Below are 16,777 nucleotides of genomic sequence, written 5' to 3' on the forward strand. Positions count from 1 at the left end.
AGAGACATGATTATTTGATTGAGTAAACTAAAAAAGCCTAACGTTTGACGTTAGGCTTTTTTAGTTAGCGAATTCAGATACAACTAGTTTTTATATGGGTTTTCTTTTAGCCACTGCTGGTTAGCAATTTTTAGCTCATGTAATTCATGATCCATGATCTCTTTGCTCTTGCCAGGGTTTTTCATCGTCGCATAGCCATATAATGCAGCCCCTAGAACTGTCCAGCCAAGGAAAATCCACCACTCAATAGCGACGAGTGCTGACGGCATACCTGGTAGATAGAGTGCCAGCATACCCAGACTAAGCAGAATAGTAATGACGCCAACTAGCTTGCCCGCTGGTACTTTAAACGGACGTACCATATTAGGCTCACGGTAGCGCAGCACTAAGAATGAAAGCGCCACACAAGTATAGGCGATGACGATACCGAATCCGCCCGCATCCACAATCCACACGAGCATTTTACGACCAAAGAGTGGCGCTAGTGTTGCAAGGCCACCGATCAACAAGATGGCATTGACTGGGGTGTTGTACTTAGGATGCAGTTTGCATAAGAACTGCGGTAGCATGTGCGTTTTACCCATTGCATATAGCAGACGACTACCACCAATAAGAAACGCATTCCAACTTGACAAAATACCAAGCACACCGCCAATAACCAGTAGCGTACCTGCCCATTTACCATTCCAAGCATTGGTCATCGCATCAGCGGTTGCCAATGTCGAATCTTGCGCTTGTAGTAGTGGCAAGGTTTTGCCCACACTCCATGCGACAGCAACGTACCAAAGCACGGCGATGATAATAGACACAATCAAGAACTTGCCGATGTTTGGACGAGATAAATTAATCTCTTCTGCAGCTTGCGGGATAACGTCGAAGCCCACAAACAAAAACGGTACCATTACCATTACCGTCATGATGCCGCCTATACCACCGATGAAGTTAGGCGCTTGTACGGTAGTAGAGGTCTCAGCATTAAACAATAATGCCCCAACGAATAATAATATACCGACAAGAAAAATACCTACGACGGCCAGCTTTTGAAACCAAGCACTGACTTCTAAACCGCGTATATTGAGCCATGTGACAATCACTGAGCCGAGCATACCGACAGCGACCCATGTAGCATAGACATCCCAGCCAGCGATATTCCAGAGATAGCCTTGGCTATAATTTGGAATGATATACTCAACAACGGTAGGCAATGCGACCGCCTCAAAAGCCACGACAGAGAAGTAACCAAACAAAATACTCCATGAGCAAATAAAGGAAATGTTTACTCCTAGTGCACGATGGGTATATGTATGCTCACCCCCAGTAATAGGCATGGATGCAGCCAACTCAGCATAGGTCACGCCGATGAGCACAACGACCAAACCACCGATTAAAAAGGCACTGATGGCCCCCCATATACCTGCCGAGATGATCCAACTGCCTGCCAGTACTACCCATCCCCAACCAACCATCGCACCGAATGCCAGTGCAATGATGTCAAAAACACCTAACGATTTTTTTAATTCAGACATAACCTACTCCTTGTCTGTGTGTCATCCGTGTACGCCTCTTATAGCTACACTATTTCGATTTATTGGGATAAACCCATCATATTTACTGGTTTGCCCAGACCTTATCGTTTGATATTTTCTAATATTCAAAAAACAAAAACGGCGTCTTGACTGGCAAGACGCCGTTCAGAAACACACCATAAATGAGTGCTACGAGGGCGGCCTTGCCGTTATCTTAAATATAACTTTTTGACCAAAATCCGTGTTTGGTCAAAAGCGATCCATCGCTACAGTAAATGACACTCGGTAACTATTAAGCCGTTAGGATATCTTTGATGATATCAAGACCTTCTTGTAGTACTTCATCTTCAACTGTCAATGGCACCATGACGCGAATAGCATTGCCATACATACCACAAGACGCTAATAGGAGACCTTTTTCAAATGATTTTGCTTTTAGGTTGGCTGCTGCTGTGGCATCAGGCTTGCCTTCGCTATCAATCAACTCGAACGCAAGCATAGCGCCTTTATAGCGGATATGACCGATGCTGCTTAGATTCAAGCCTTTTAGGAAAGACGCAATGGTATCGCCAATCTCCACACTACGCTCTAATAGGTTTTCTTCTTCGATCACTTCCATGACAGCAAGCGCAGCCACACAGGCGAGTGGGTTACCAGAATAAGTACCACCCAAACCGCCAACTTGCGGGGCATCCATGATATCAGCACGGCCGATGACCGCAGAGATAGGATAACCACCTGCCAAACTCTTCGCAGCCGTCATCAAATCAGGCTCAACGCCCAGCTGTTCAGTAGCAAACAACGTACCTGTACGGGCAAAACCACATTGCACTTCGTCAAAAATAAGTACGATGCCATGCTCATCACAGATCTCGCGTAGTGCCTTGGCGAATGATGGCGTCACCTGATGGAAGCCGCCCTCGCCTTGGACTGGCTCAACGATCATTGCGGCCACTTCGCTAGGGTCGATATCTGCTTGGAAGATCATATCAAGGCTATGTAATGCCTGCGCTTCTGTCACATTCAACTCTTCTGCAGGGAACAGCGCATGGAACACAGGTCCTGGCATTGGGCCGAAGTTCTTTTTGTACGGTAGTACTTTACCAGTCAAGCTCATGCACATCATCGTGCGACCATGCCAGCCACCGACAAAAGAGATCACACCTGGACGACGGGTTTTAGCACGCGCAATCTTGATGCAGTTTTCGACCGCTTCTGCACCAGTGGTCAAAAAGAACGCTTTTTTATCACCGCTGATTGGCGCTTTTTCGCACAGTTTTTCTGCCAAGTCTACGTAACACTCGTAGTTGATCATTTGCGCCGCAGTATGCGTAAATTTGTCGAGCTGCTCATGCACACGCTGGGTGATTTTTGGATGGCTGTGACCGGTGTTCAATACTGAGATACCACCGACAAAGTCGATATAACGCTTGCCTTCGATGTCCCAAATTTCTGAGTTCTTTGCTCGTTCTGCAAAGATAGGAAAGGCAACCCCAAGTCCTGTTGGTAAAACAGCTTTGCGGCGCTCAAGTAATGATTGATTGGTAGTCATGGGAATGTCCTTTTCTGTGTTCGTAACATAGATGCCATCTAGGGATTGGCGGTTTGTAGTAAGGGGTGACTTAATTCATACGTGTTGACTATCGAATGGCACCTTTTTCAAGGCACCAAAGATATTCAAAACTTTGTTAGCTGATATCAGAGCACCAGTATTTGGTCGTGATATAGTCTTCGATACCGTATTTTGAGCCTTCACGGCCAAAGCCAGATTGCTTCACACCGCCAAATGGGGCAACTTCTGTAGAAATCAAACCAGTGTTGTGGCCGATGATGCCGTACTCCAGACCTTCGGTAACGCGCCATGAGCGGGCATAATCACTACTATAAAAGTAAGCGGCCAAGCCATAAATCGTATCGTTAGCAGCACGGATAACTTCTGCATCGTCTTTGAATGTGAAGATTGTAGCGATTGGTCCAAAGATTTCTTCAGACGCAATATCCATATCACTGCTGATATCAGTGATCACCGTTGGGTTGTACGTCAGTTCAGAAGCATCATTGACGCTACCACCAGTAACCAGTTTGGCGCCTTTGTCTAGAGCGTCCTTGAGCAGGGCTTGTACTTTATCCAATGCTTTTCGGTTGATTAGTGGGCCAATATCGACGCCCTCTTCCAAGCCATTGCCCACTTTTAGCGCAGCGACTTTTTTGACGAAAATCTCTAAGAACTCGTCTTTAATGCTGTCCTGCACGTAGACACGGTTGGCGCACACACAGGTCTGACCTGCATTGCGGTATTTGGAAGCTATGAGACCTGCAGCGGCTTTCTCAAGATCGGCATCATCAAAAACGATAAATGGCGCGTTGCCACCCAGCTCTAATGACAGCTTTTTGATCGTTGGCGCGCATTGTGCCATAAGCGTACGACCGACTTCTGTAGAGCCAGTGAATGACAATTTGTGAATACGAGCATCGCCCGTTAGGATTTCGCCAATGGTTGATGATTTGCCTGTCACGATCTGTAGTACGCCTGCAGGAATACCTGCTTGCTCTGCTAATGCACCGAGCGCTAATGCTGAAAACGGTGTTTCGGTGGCAGGTTTGACGATAATCGTACAGCCTGCTGCCATTGCGGGTGCAACTTTGCGCGTGATCATCGCTGCTGGGAAGTTCCAAGGGGTGATTGCTGCGCAAACGCCGACTGGCTGCTTGAGCACAACGTGACGCAATTGAGTACTGTTGGCAGGAATGACATCACCATAAACGCGCTTGCCTTCCTCGCTAAACCAGCGAATAAAGCTATTGGCATAGCCAATCTCACCACGTGACTCAGTAAGTGGCTTGCCTTGCTCAGCAGTCATAATGATTGCAAGATCTTCTTTATTGGCATCGATAAGATCCGCCCACTTTTGTAGCAACTCTGAGCGTTCTTTGGCAGTTTTTGCAGCCCACTCTGCTTGTACTTCATGGGCATAAGCAACGGCTTCATTGACATCTTTCGTTGTAAGGCTTGGTACTGTACCGATGAGCTCGTCGTTGAAAGGATTGTTTACATCGAGTGAGGCGTTATCGCTAGCAGCATGCCAGCCGTCTTTGATGAAACAAGATTGTTTGAGTAAGTCTGGATTTGATAACTGTAGCGTATTTGACATATTGACGCTCCTTGTCATATAGATGGTATGGTTATAAGAATGGATATAATCGTGAGTGGTAAATACTTATTGATAAATTTATTATTGTTCAATATACTGAACACGTATTCTATATACGAGACGTCATTATAAGAACGATAAGACGCGATTTGCAACCTTTAATCTCATTATTTTAATAATTACCTTGTATTTTTCTTTTATTTCATTGTTATAGGTTACTTATGAGCTCAACTGCCGTGCCTGCATTAGACAAAACGTTTCAGATTTTGGATTTGATTACCGATAGCTCACAGCCACTCACTGCGGCTCATATCGCAAAAGAGCTTGGGCTACCGCGCAGCTCCACCCACAATATTTTGCAGAGTCTGCTGACCAAGCATGTCATCTATAAAGATACTGACAGCCGCTTTCACCTTGGCTCTTATTTGATGTATTGGGCAGGTAAGTATGAGCAGCAGCAGGGTGTTGTACAGCTATTTAAAGATTTGATTGTGCAGTATCCAGTGCTGCTTCAGCACACTGTCACGTTGTCAAAGCTGGATTTGGGAGAAGTGGTGTTTTTGGCTTGTCATGAATCACCCGCCCCGCTTGGCTTTACGTTTCGTGCCGGCGTGCGCGTGCCTGCGGTGTTTTCAGCGACAGGTAAAGCCATGCTATCTACATTGTCTATGGACAGTATCAAGTCATTGTATGAAGAAAAGTTTCCGGTACCTATGACCCAGCACGGGGTCAATAATTTTGCGGACTTATCCGCTGAGCTTGAGGCAATTCAAGAAAGTCGAATATCACTCGATGATGGGCAACTGCGTGATGGGATGTATTGTTTGGGTACTTATATCCGTAATGCGTCAGGTACAGCGGTTGCTGGTATGGCAGTGAGTTTTTTGCAAGGAGAGTATGAGTCCAAACGAGCTGAGGTCAGTGCGGTACTGATTGAATTGGCGGAGCAGATTGAGCAGTGTTTGGGCTTTAATCCTAACGCTGAAAGATAGCATTAGGATTGAATATCGGTGCAGGTCTAAAAAACAATCCAAAAAATGCTATTAAACAATACCGTCGGCTTTTAGCTTAGCAATCATCCCACTATCATAACCCAAATCAGTAAGTGTACTGTCAGTATGCTCACTGAGCTGCGGTGGTGGTGTACGGTAACTAACAGGCGATGCGGACAACTTAATAGGACTGCCGAGTGCTCTGACTGGGCTACCTTGCTCGGTGAAATTGACGATCATCTCTCGTGCTTGTGCTTGCGGCATGGCCAACGCTTCAGCGACATTATGGATGGCGCCGCACGGAATACCCGCCTGATCTAATACTTCTAGCCAGTATGTACGCGGTTGCTTGGCGAATTGCTGAGTCAACTCACCGCACAGTAGCTCGCGATTGGCAACGCGTTGTGGGTTGGTCGCAAAACGCTCATCGGTATGCCAGTCAACTGCGAGCACATCGCACAGTTTGGCAAACTGACGGTCATTGCCGCAAGCTAAGATAAAGTGCTGCTTACCCTCGCCGGCAAACACCTGATACGGCACGATATTAGGATGCTGATTGCCCAGTCTTGGCGGTATCTTATCTGATGCCAGATGATTCATACCGACATTGGCTAGCATAGACAGCGCACTGTCAAGCAACGCGACGTCTACGTGTTGGCCAGTACCAGTATGTTGACGCGCCAATAGCGCCGCCTGAATACCTATTGTCAGCTGTAACCCTGCAAACAGATCAACCACTGCGACGCCAACTTTGTGCGGTTCGCCATCGCTAGGACCCGTGATACTCATCAGCCCTGATAACCCTTGAATAATATAATCATAACCCGGACGCGCCGCATCTGGTCCTGTCTGACCAAACCCTGTCAATGAGGCATAAATCAAACGCGGATGGTCTTGCTTGAGACTGTCATAGTCTAAGCCGTATTTTTTCAGACCACCGACTTTAAAGTTTTCGACCAAAATATCACTCTCAGCGATGAGCTGCTTAATAATGGTTTGTCCTGTTAGCGTTGTGATATCCACTGTCAATGATTTCTTATTGCGGTTAATGGTCGCGTAATAAGCGGAGGTATCGTCACTGAATACTGGCGGTGCCCAGTGCCGCGTCTCATCACCGATATGTGGACGCTCAACCTTGATAACGTCTGCGCCCAGATCAGCGAGCACTTGCGTGCAAGAAGGCCCTGCCAACACTCTCGATAAATCAAGCACTTTTATACCGTGCAATGCGCCCTCTGGCATATTAGCTATATCAGTCATATCTGCCATAAAACTTCCTTATTGTGTCACGTATTTTTTGTTTTTTTGATTATAGAGTTGTTCTTCAGGATGTAATTGCTAAGCTGTTAAATCATGAAGAACAACTGAAAAACGTACGCTACTGCTTAGATATGCTTCGTAAAAAGCCAAGCAGCAACGTACGTTAGGGCATGTCTTAGATCTGAATGTTTAACTTAACATCAGTTTAAAAGAATGCTTGAATACCTGTCTGGGCACGGCCTAGGATAAGCGCGTGGATATCATGTGTGCCCTCATAAGTGTTGACCGCTTCCAAGTTCATCACGTGACGGATGATATGGAACTCATCAGAGATACCGTTACCACCATGCATATCACGAGCGATACGAGCGATATCTAACGCCTTACCGCAGTTATTACGCTTGATCATGGAGATCATCTCAGGGGCGACATTGCTCTCATCCATCAAACGACCCACACGTAGCGCGGCTTGTAGACCTAGACTGATTTCTGTCTGCATATTGGCGAGCTTCAACTGTACCAACTGTGTTGCAGCAAGTGGACGACCGAACTGCTTACGATCTAGCGTGTACTGACGAGCAGCTTTCCAGCAGAACTCTGCTGCGCCCATCGAGCCCCAAGCGATACCGTAACGGGCTTTATTTAAGCAGCCAAATGGTCCTTTTAGACCACGAATATTTGGGAAAGCATTGGCTTCAGGGACGAATACTTTGTCCATAACGATCTCACCGGTGACCGAGGCACGTAGTGAGAACTTACCTTCAATCTTCGGTGCAGACAGCCCTTTCATGCCTTTGTCTAAAACAAAACCGCGAATCTCGCCCGCATCATCTTTTGCCCAAACCACAAACACATCTGCGATAGGGCTGTTGGTGATCCACATTTTATTACCCGTCAGCTCGTAACCACCATCAACGGCGCGCGCACGCGTTGACATCGATGACGGATCTGACCCCGAATCTGGCTCAGTTAGACCGAAGCAGCCGACGTATTCACCTGTAGCAAGCTTTGGCAGATACTTTTCTCTTTGCTCTTCTGTGCCATATGCCCAGATCGGATGCATCACTAGGCTTGACTGTACACTCATCGCTGAACGGTAGCCCGAATCAACGGCTTCTACTTCCTTAGCAATTAGGCCATAAGCAACACTCGATAAACCAGCACAGCCGTAGCCCTCGATAGTCACACCCAGCAGACCCATCTCGCCCATTTGACGCATGATATTACGATCAAAATTCTCATTACGATTGGCTTCAACGATGCCTGGCATCAGCTCTTTTTGAAAAAATTGGCGAGCGCTGTCGGTGACCATGCGTTCTTCTTCAGTAAGCTGGTCACGTAATAAAAAAGGATCTTCCCAATCAAAGCGCGGGCTGGTAGATGTTGCCATTTAGATCTCCTTGGTATCAGTCATCCCGACTGACAAATAGTGATTGATACATCATTTGGTTTAACAAGTGGTTGACTTCGTTATTCCGCTGTGCGAAACTTAGTTTCATAAATTAAAACTATTAAAACAAACTTTTGCCGCCCTGTAAACCTTTATCAAAAAATAGACATCAAAAGAGATAATCATTAAGACAAATGGAAATAAAATGACAAAACCCTTATCGACAGCTACGCCACTATTAGAACGCATGCATGGCATCATGAAACAGAGCAAAAAAGATAACGATCGCCAGTTTGTGATGGCACTAGGTCGTGGATTGGTCATCTTGGCTGCTTTTGAACATGATGAGCAACTCACCCATCAGCAATTGTGTCAGATGACAGATCTACCAAAAGCAACCATCACTCGCCTTATCCATACTTTAATTACGCTTGGGTTATTGCGTACGAATAAATACGGGCAATATCAATTGGGCAGTAGTGCGGTACGTCTTAGTGCGACTGCATGGAGTCGTCACGATATGGTGGCAGCAGCTGAGCCACTATTACGTCAGTTCGCTAGTGAAAATGAAGTATCAGTGAATCTAGCGACCGAAGTCGAAGGAGAAATGCGCTATCACGCCTGCTGTCGTAGCCCTGCTCGACTATCGGTCAACTTACAGGTTGGCTCCGCTGTACCTGTCGCACGCACTGCCATTGGACGTGCTTTTTATGCGGTAAGCTCGCAAGCGAGACAGACGGTTATCATTAGCAATCTACAAGAGAATTTATCTGATGAAGAATTCAACCATGCGCAAATTGCCCTAGCCAGCGCGGCAGAGCACTATGAGCAGTACGGCTATACCGTATCTGACGGGGAATTCTCTACTGACATACTAGCAGTAGCGGTGGGTGTATACGATGTCGCTACGGGGCAATACGCGTATTCGCTGAATGCCAGTGTGCCAAGTGCCAACTGGGAAGCGGATGAGTATGCTGCGATGATAGTGCCGAAATTGCAAACGTTGGCGGAGCGGATTGGTGGTGGGGTTTAATTAGCTATGGGTGAAAGCCTGATAAAAATTGGCCTGATAAGATAGCATATGCAAGGCTGTTACCCATTGATACCGACGTCGCGACCTCATACGTGTATGATGTACGCGACAAATGTAAGCATCTTATCTATCCAAAGAATAACTATTGAGCCTCGTTATGCCTGAATCTCGCACCAACCTAAATCCTGAAGTCAAAACCAGCTCACCGTATTTTATCGGATTATTGCTGCGTTATAGTATGTTTGGGGCAGCCATCTGTCTACTATTAGCAGGGTTGCTACTGATGCATGGCTGGCTGATTCTGATTGGCGGCTTAGGAGTTGCATTAGGCATTTATGATTTGACTCAATCCAAGCATTCAGTGCTAAAAAACTACCCAATAGCTGGGCATATTCGCTATGTATTGGAAGATTTTCGTCCTGAGATTCGTCAGTATTTGCTTGAGGATGACAAAGAACAAGTACCGTTTTCACGCCAACAGCGTGCTTTGGTGTATCAGCGGGCAAAGAACGTCAGCGACACCAATGCGTTTGGGACCTTGGACAATCTCTATACTCATGGCAAAGAATGGTTTTTGCAATCTGCTATCAGTGCCCCACTAGAAAACAAAGACTTTCGCATCACGGTGGGCGGCGAGCGTTGTCAGCAGCCACACGACATGTCGGTATTTAATATCTCAGCGATGAGTTTTGGTAGTCTATCAGCGAACGCCATTATGGCACTCAATCAGGGTGCAAAAATAGGCGGCTTTACGCATGATACGGGCGAAGGGGCTATCAGTCCTCATCATCGTAAGTTCGGTGGTGATTTGATTTGGGAGTTGGGTACTGGGTATTTTGGCTGTCGTGATGTCGAAGGTAATTTTGATCCACAGTCTTTTGCCGAAAAAGCCATTGATCCACAAGTTAAAATGATCGAAATCAAGCTGTCACAAGGCGCTAAGCCTGGTAAAGGTGGCGTGTTGCCATCAAGCAAAATCACGCAAGAGATTGCGGATACCCGTCAAGTGCCCACGGGTCAAGATTGCATCTCGCCCTCCTCGCACACTGCATTTAGCACACCGCGCGAGCTTGTCGCCTTTTGGCAGCAGCTACGTGACTTATCTGGCGGCAAGCCTGTTGGTTTTAAGCTATGTGTGGGTCAACCTTGGCAGTTTATGGCAATTGTCAAAGCCATGATTGAGACAGATAACTATCCTGATTTTATTGTCATTGATGGTGCTGAGGGTGGTACAGGTGCCGCGCCCGTCGAGTTCATGGACAATGTCGGTATGCCAATGGTTGAAGGATTTTTGCTCGTTCATAATACCTTGGTTGGTGCAGGTATCCGTGACAAGATCAAGCTTGGCGTCAGTGGCAAGATTGTCTCAGGCTTTGATATTGCACGCATGATTGCGCTGGGTGCAGACTGGTGTAACTCAGCACGTGGCTTTATGTTTGCGGTTGGCTGTATCCAGTCTCGCTCTTGTCACACCAATACGTGCCCAACAGGTGTAGCGACCCAAGACCCGTACCGTCAACAAGCACTCGATGTCCCAAGCAAAGCAGAACGCGTTGCCAGCTTCCATAAAAACACGCTAAAATCGCTCGCCAGCATCGTCGGTGCTGTTGGTTTACAGCATCCTAGCCAATTACAGCCTTATCATATCGCTCGCCGTCTCGATGATGGACAGATTAAGCTATTGTCCAAGTTTTTCTATTTTGCGGACAAAGACGCCCTGCTCGATCATAGCGCCCGTGCCGATATTTTCAATCAAATGTGGGTCATGGCAAACCCTGATAGCTTCTTAGCCAATAACGATGCGCTCATTGCTTATAACAAGGACTCACGTGATAAGGGTAAGGAGACGAGTGCGCCAACAGAGCATAGTACTGGATATAACGCTGAATATGACTCTGAACACTCGGATGCTACTAACGGCGGACAACTCATCGGCAATGTCAACAATACCTTTCGTAACTTCCCACCGACTGGCGATTGTTAATTAATGAGTAAAAGATGCTGATTATTGATAAATGCTAATAAAAATTCGACATGCCAGCGAACATTAGTAATCCCATACAACCACCCTGTTAAGAGACGCGTGATCGATGCCGACCTCTATTTTTACTCTATCGCTATCATTGGCAGTGCTTACGCTCAGCCTTAGTGCTTGTCAGCAAGAAGACACTGTTGCCTTGAGCACTGATACAGACAGCTGGTTTTGTCAGACAGCAGACTATCCCTTTACTTATAGCGTCTGCCGTGTGAATGCTAGCGCGTTGACAAGCGCCCGTTATTCGTTACAGTTATTTTGGCAGTCCGCCAATAGTGCTCAGCCGCTACTAACCTTTGATGGATTGTTGACAGCATTACCAGAAGACAAAACCCTCAATTTTGCGATGAATGCCGGTATGTATGATGAGCGCTATGCGCCGATTGGCTACACTATCATTGAGGGCAAAGAGGTCAAGTCACTAAACCTAAAAGAAGGTGGCGGCAATTTTCATCTATTGCCTAATGGGGTGATGTGGTGGGACAAAGCTGGCAACGTGCAAATCACCGAAAGTAACGCGTTAAATGAGCAAATAAACAATGGTGATGTGCAGCCTTGGTATGCGACGCAATCTGGTCCCATGCTGGTCATCAATGATGAGATACATCCGCAATTCAACTCTGATAGTAGCTCAGTCAAACTGCGTAATGGCGCAGGCGTTTGTACTGATGGCAGCATACAATTTGTCAATAGCGATGCACCTGTGACCTTTTATCAGTTTGCAGAATTATTCAAGGATGAGCTCGGTTGTCCAAACGCACTGTTTTTAGATGGCGGCATTGCTTCAGCGTTATATGCGCCTAGTATCGATAAGCAAGACAAAAAAGAGATGGGCGTGATGATTGGACTGGTTGAAAACAAAGAATAGCCGTAGTATTTATTATAAAGTATAAACTTGCCACTATTTGTCACTCATTAAAAAAGCACTTAAGACTATAGCATCGTCTTAAGTGCTTTTTATGTTGCGCATACGAGCGTAGTAGTATTACCGCGCCATGTATTGGGTCATCTCCTCAACACCATGCAAGGTCATCGGATACATCTTATTCTCAAACAGCTTTTTGATCTCAACGATGGTTTGGGTGTACTGCCAGTAGCTTGGATTTTCAGGATTGAGCCAAGTTACTTTATCAAAATGCTCAAGTACGCGCTTGAGCCATACGATACCCGCCTCGTCATTCATATACTCGACGCTGCCGCCTACTGTCATCAGCTCATAGGGTGACATAGAGGCATCACCGACGAAGATGACTCGATACTCGCGACCATATTTATTAAGTAACTCAAAAGTCGGCATCGGGGCGCTATGTCGACGGTTATTATCCTTCCACACATAGTCATACAGGCAGTTATGAAAATAAAAGAACTCTAACGTTTGAAATTCATTCTTTGCCGCAGAAAACAGTTTTTCTAGTGCTTCAACGTGGATATCCATACTACCGCCCACATCGAACAGCATCAGTACTTTGACGCGGTTACGCCGCTCCGCTTGCATATGAATATCGAGCACGCCCTTTTTTGCGGTACGTTTGATCGTCTCATGAATATCGAGCTCATCTGCACTGCCCGTACGTGCAAACTGACGCAGGTTACGTAGTGCCATCTGGATTTGACGGGTACCAAGCTGATTGTTGTCATCGAGGTTACGGTATTTACGCTGCTCCCAGACTTTTGCGGCGCTGCGTTTGCGTGATTCACCGCCGACGCGCACACCTTCTGGATGATCACCGTAAGCTCCAAATGGCGAAGTGCCACCTGTGCCGACCCATTTACTACCACCTTGGTGACGCTCTTTTTGCTCTTTTAACCGCTCCTCTAGCGCCTTCATCAACTCTTCTAATGAGCCATACTTCTTCAGCAGACGTCTTTGCTCTTCGGTTAGGTTTTTTGGATCCAGCTTTAGATCAAGCCACTCTTTGGGTACGTCTGTCAGTTTTGCCAACAGCGAATCCATATCAAGGCTATCTACCCCTTCAAAGTAATCTGCCATTGCCCGATCAAATTTATCAAAATGACGCTCGTCTTTGACCATACACAGCCGAATCAACCGGTACATGTCTTCACGACTCGCAAAAGTAGTGAGTGCTAGGTCTTCAGGATGTGGCTGCATCATCAGCCCTTTATCTAAAGCGGCATTGAGATCAAGCAGTTCACGCGTACTGACTGGCACGCCATAGGTCCGCAAAGTATAGAATAGTTTTATAAACATAAGCACTGCACCACTAATTGACGTAAAACAAAAAAAGCATCTATCACCTATATGCGCTTAACGGCGCATCATATTGGCAAAACGCTGCAATAAATTCACATCCGCTTCGTTTTTGAGCAGCGCGCCATATAGTGGCGGAATAGACTTTTCGCCACGTAGGTTTTCTTCTAGCTCCTCTTGTGCCATATCATCAGCTAGCAACAAGGTCAACCAATCAACCAGTTCAGACGTTGATGGTGGTTTTTTGAGGCCCTGAAGATTACGTAATTTATAGAATATATCCAAAGCATCGTTAACCAGTTTTTCTTGAATATCAGGGAAATGCACCTCAATGATCTGGCGCATGGTTTGCTCTTCTGGAAAGTCGATATAATGGAAAAAACAACGACGCAAAAAAGCATCTGGTAGCTCTTTTTCATTGTTTGATGTAATAATCACTACTGGACGCTGCTCTGCGGTGATGGTCTCGCCCGTCTCATAAACATAAAAAGACATCTTATCAAGCTCATGTAGCAAATCATTTGGGAATTCAATATCTGCTTTATCAATCTCATCGATCAATAGTACGCTACGCTCTTTACTGGTAAAGGCATCCCATAACTTACCTGGCTTGATATAGTTACCAATCTCATAAACCTTGTCATCACCCAACTGTGAATCACGCAGGCGCGATACCGCATCATACTCATACAGACCTTGCTCAGCTTTGGTGGTTGACTTGATATGCCACGTAATCAGCGGCATACCTAAACTTTCTGCGACCTCTTCGGCCAGCAGAGTCTTACCAGTCCCTGGCTCACCTTTGATCAGTAGCGGCTTTTGTAGTGTCATAGCCGCATTCACTGCCAGTTGCAGGTCATCTGTTGCGATATAGTTTTGTGTGCCTGTAAAGGTTTTGTCGGTCATAGTCAGATCTCGATTGTTGTTATAAATAAGGGGTTATAAAAAGTGGATAATAAATTAGATTAGCACAGCCTGACGTATTGCCAAAATACTCATGCGTTCGCAGTTATTAACAATTGTTATGTATGCCTAATAATGTGCCTAATAAGCTGTCATTGTTGATATAACCTACAAACAATCTTGCTCACAAATAGTCTCGCGCGAAAGTAATCTGGCATAAAAACACTCTGACACAAAAAAAGACACGCCTTGGTGTCTTTTTATTTACTCTTTATATTCTAAACGCATTGGTCCATTGTATAGGCAAACCCTACCTTCCTGTCGCTTTCCAGACTCTATCGCTTTCCAAATTCTATCGCTTTTCAGAGATTTTATTATCTGCTTTTTTGGACAGTGTGCTTTCTTTTGTTAGGCTAACGTTATCTGCTTTTGCACTAGCACCGTCTTTATAAATATTGTCTTTATAGCTGCTATCCTTAAGATGACTGGTTTCAGTCTTAGCAGACAGTGTAGACTCATCAGACGGTTCACTCAGCGTAGCACCATCCGCCAAATAGCTGCCTGTCGTCAGTTGCATCGTCGCCTGTGTATCTTCTGCGCTGCGGCTACGTGCTTTGTCCAGACTGGAGGCAAAAGCACCGCGTATCAGCTGCCACAAAAAACCGATGAATAATCCGAAAACCAATACCACTAATATCGGTAACATATTGGCAATCGCCCCTGCAAAATCTTTCATCATGATAGCGTAGACCACACTGATGCTGGCTGGTGCAAGCTCACTGGCATCACCAAGCGCTGTACCTGGCGCTAATAGCACCGCAAATAGTATCATCCAACTCATACCGCCTAGAGGCTTTGGTAGTACGCGTGCGACCAATAGCCACAATACCAGCACCACAATAGCACCGCCAAGATAAGCATACATTGGCAGATCCGCGGGCGGTACGTTCTTTACCATCTGACCCCACCAAATAGCAATCTCGCCGAGAATGTCACTGATAGATTCTAATGGCAAGCTGTGTAAGATATTTTTTAACCAGTCCATGCGTGTGTTGTTACCTGCGTTTATCACCGATGACACATTGTGCCTAGCAGTGTATGGTGCGTGCTATCGTACCAAAATAAGACTCAATAAATAATCGATACATATCATCGGTGCCGATTATTTAATTCTCTATATAGATGTCGCGGACTGTCAGTTTATCACGACTCTCTACCCAAATGCATGTGAACGAATGTGTCACGGACGCTTTAACCATACCGCTGTAGAGACCACACTCTAGATCACTTTGCCATCATACCTCAACCAGCACACTAATCATAAATGCTGTCTTGTGCCTCGCGAGCGCGTAGCTCTGCTTGGCGACGCATCACATCTTGCGGTGGTAGCTGTACAAAATAGCCTTGAGACTGCAGTTTTGCCAGTACTTCCGCTTTATCAACACGTGCAAGTGTTGGCGTCGCTGCCAAATCCAAATGCATGACAAACTTACTACGACCTAACCCTGCACGAAAATCTTTTGGTAACACCCCAAGCCAGTCTTTTATTTCGTCAGTATCATCAGGATAATCAGGACGCGCAATGTAGACATACATGTCGTCATGTTTGGGAAATTTATAAATATCGCAATGCATAAAAACCACCTATCAGAAACTATGGGCGTAGGTTAGCATATTTCAGGTAAATACCAGTAGTTGCTTTGCGTTTTGCTATGGTAATTTTTGCGGTTATGTATGGTTTGAAAGGGTTTAAAAACTGCTGATAGAGACAGAAAATACAATACTAACGCTCGCATACTGTCAGTAAACTGCCCAAACAAAATATAATTTTTGCTAAATTTATCGATTTTAATGGCGCGGATGACTTGTAAAAGCGCTTTGAACCTTTCATAATAAAAGCGTTTTTCAGGAGAGAGTTTGTGGGCATCCATTTTGTAGTGAACCGCATTGGTCATACAAATGGCGATATGAAAATCATAACTGCCATACAACCACCGAAGGCGCATACACCCTGCCAATCGCTCAGGTAAAAGGACTGAAAAACGCATGTCACTGTTGTTTGATAGTGTCGCGCTAATAGCGCACTACACCTTCAAAACACTTTTAAACATAAGGCATAACAAATCTGGAGAGTGGTAAGAACGGACGACGTCTTACCCACCGAAGGGGAGAAAATACGCTATCATCGATTGTAGGGTTTATATCATTACCCATAAATGATGATTCGTGTTGAAAATCTCAGGTCACAGGACAGATGGGGCTTTAGCTCAAATTGAC

The 16,777-nt window shown here is 45.7% G+C and carries 13 protein-coding genes and 2 riboswitches; of the genes, 4 read left to right on the plus strand and 9 right to left on the minus strand.

The features are described from left to right. Window positions 1-83: 83 nt before the first annotated feature. The 3 genes from NJD71_RS03165 to NJD71_RS03175 form a co-directional block, all read right to left on the minus strand. Window positions 84-1,526: an APC family permease gene (locus NJD71_RS03165; RefSeq protein WP_319050507.1), complete on the minus strand. Its 1,443-nt coding sequence runs from the start codon at window positions 1,524-1,526 to the stop codon at window positions 84-86. Window positions 1,527-1,818: 292 nt separating this feature from the next. Further along, window positions 1,819-3,078 carry a 4-aminobutyrate--2-oxoglutarate transaminase gene (gene gabT / locus NJD71_RS03170; RefSeq protein WP_319050508.1) on the minus strand — a complete coding sequence of 420 codons (1,260 nt, stop codon included), beginning with the start codon at window positions 3,076-3,078 and terminating at the stop codon, window positions 1,819-1,821. Window positions 3,079-3,214: 136 nt separating this feature from the next. After that, window positions 3,215-4,678, minus strand: a complete 1,464-nt coding sequence (locus tag NJD71_RS03175; RefSeq protein WP_319050509.1) for an NAD-dependent succinate-semialdehyde dehydrogenase — start codon at window positions 4,676-4,678, stop codon at window positions 3,215-3,217. Window positions 4,679-4,899: 221 nt separating this feature from the next. Between NJD71_RS03175 and NJD71_RS03180 the strand changes: the two genes are divergently transcribed. Next, the gene (locus NJD71_RS03180; protein ID WP_319050510.1) at window positions 4,900-5,670 is read left to right on the plus strand and encodes an IclR family transcriptional regulator; all 771 of its coding nucleotides are present in this window, start codon (window positions 4,900-4,902) and stop codon (window positions 5,668-5,670) included. 51 nt (window positions 5,671-5,721) lie between these two features. Here the strand turns inward: NJD71_RS03180 and NJD71_RS03185 are convergent, their stop codons facing one another. Beyond that, window positions 5,722-6,930: a CaiB/BaiF CoA transferase family protein gene (locus NJD71_RS03185; RefSeq protein WP_319050662.1), complete on the minus strand. Its 1,209-nt coding sequence runs from the start codon at window positions 6,928-6,930 to the stop codon at window positions 5,722-5,724. 205 nt (window positions 6,931-7,135) lie between these two features. Next, window positions 7,136-8,320 carry an acyl-CoA dehydrogenase gene (locus NJD71_RS03190; protein WP_319050511.1) on the minus strand — a complete coding sequence of 395 codons (1,185 nt, stop codon included), beginning with the start codon at window positions 8,318-8,320 and terminating at the stop codon, window positions 7,136-7,138. A 205-nt stretch (window positions 8,321-8,525) separates the two neighbouring features. Here NJD71_RS03190 and NJD71_RS03195 point away from each other — a divergent pair, with 205 nt between their 5' ends. The 3 genes from NJD71_RS03195 (at window position 8,526) to NJD71_RS03205 (ending at window position 12,256) form a co-directional block, all read left to right on the plus strand. After that, window positions 8,526-9,353, plus strand: a complete 828-nt coding sequence (locus tag NJD71_RS03195; protein ID WP_319050512.1) for an IclR family transcriptional regulator — start codon at window positions 8,526-8,528, stop codon at window positions 9,351-9,353. Window positions 9,354-9,510: 157 nt separating this feature from the next. Further along, complete coding sequence (locus NJD71_RS03200; protein WP_319050513.1) at window positions 9,511-11,337, plus strand: FMN-binding glutamate synthase family protein; 1,827 nt, start codon at window positions 9,511-9,513, stop codon at window positions 11,335-11,337. Window positions 11,338-11,443: 106 nt separating this feature from the next. Then, window positions 11,444-12,256: a phosphodiester glycosidase family protein gene (locus tag NJD71_RS03205; protein ID WP_319050514.1), complete on the plus strand. Its 813-nt coding sequence runs from the start codon at window positions 11,444-11,446 to the stop codon at window positions 12,254-12,256. A gap of 117 nt (window positions 12,257-12,373) precedes the next feature. Here NJD71_RS03205 and NJD71_RS03210 read toward each other — a convergent pair whose 3' ends face one another. The 4 genes from NJD71_RS03210 to NJD71_RS03225 form a co-directional block, all read right to left on the minus strand. Continuing rightward, entirely contained in the window at window positions 12,374-13,597 is a 1,224-nt protein-coding gene (locus NJD71_RS03210) for a vWA domain-containing protein (RefSeq protein ID WP_319050515.1), read from the minus strand. 57 nt (window positions 13,598-13,654) lie between these two features. Further along, window positions 13,655-14,503 (minus strand): AAA family ATPase, encoded by an 849-nt coding sequence (locus tag NJD71_RS03215; RefSeq protein WP_442967641.1) that lies wholly within the window; start codon window positions 14,501-14,503, stop codon window positions 13,655-13,657. Between the two features lie 349 nt (window positions 14,504-14,852). Then, window positions 14,853-15,545, minus strand: coding sequence for a hypothetical protein (locus tag NJD71_RS03220; protein ID WP_319050516.1), 693 nt, complete (start codon window positions 15,543-15,545; stop codon window positions 14,853-14,855). 269 nt (window positions 15,546-15,814) lie between these two features. After that, window positions 15,815-16,135 carry a YcgL domain-containing protein gene (locus NJD71_RS03225; protein WP_319050517.1) on the minus strand — a complete coding sequence of 107 codons (321 nt, stop codon included), beginning with the start codon at window positions 16,133-16,135 and terminating at the stop codon, window positions 15,815-15,817. A 261-nt stretch (window positions 16,136-16,396) separates the two neighbouring features. Continuing rightward, a riboswitch (glycine riboswitch) is annotated at window positions 16,397-16,548 on the plus strand. 67 nt (window positions 16,549-16,615) lie between these two features. Continuing rightward, a riboswitch (glycine riboswitch) is annotated at window positions 16,616-16,764 on the plus strand. Window positions 16,765-16,777: the final 13 nt, after the last annotated feature.

The sequence above is a fragment of the Psychrobacter sp. PP-21 genome, assembly GCF_033790785.1.
Taxonomy (GTDB): Bacteria; Pseudomonadota; Gammaproteobacteria; order Pseudomonadales; family Moraxellaceae; genus Psychrobacter.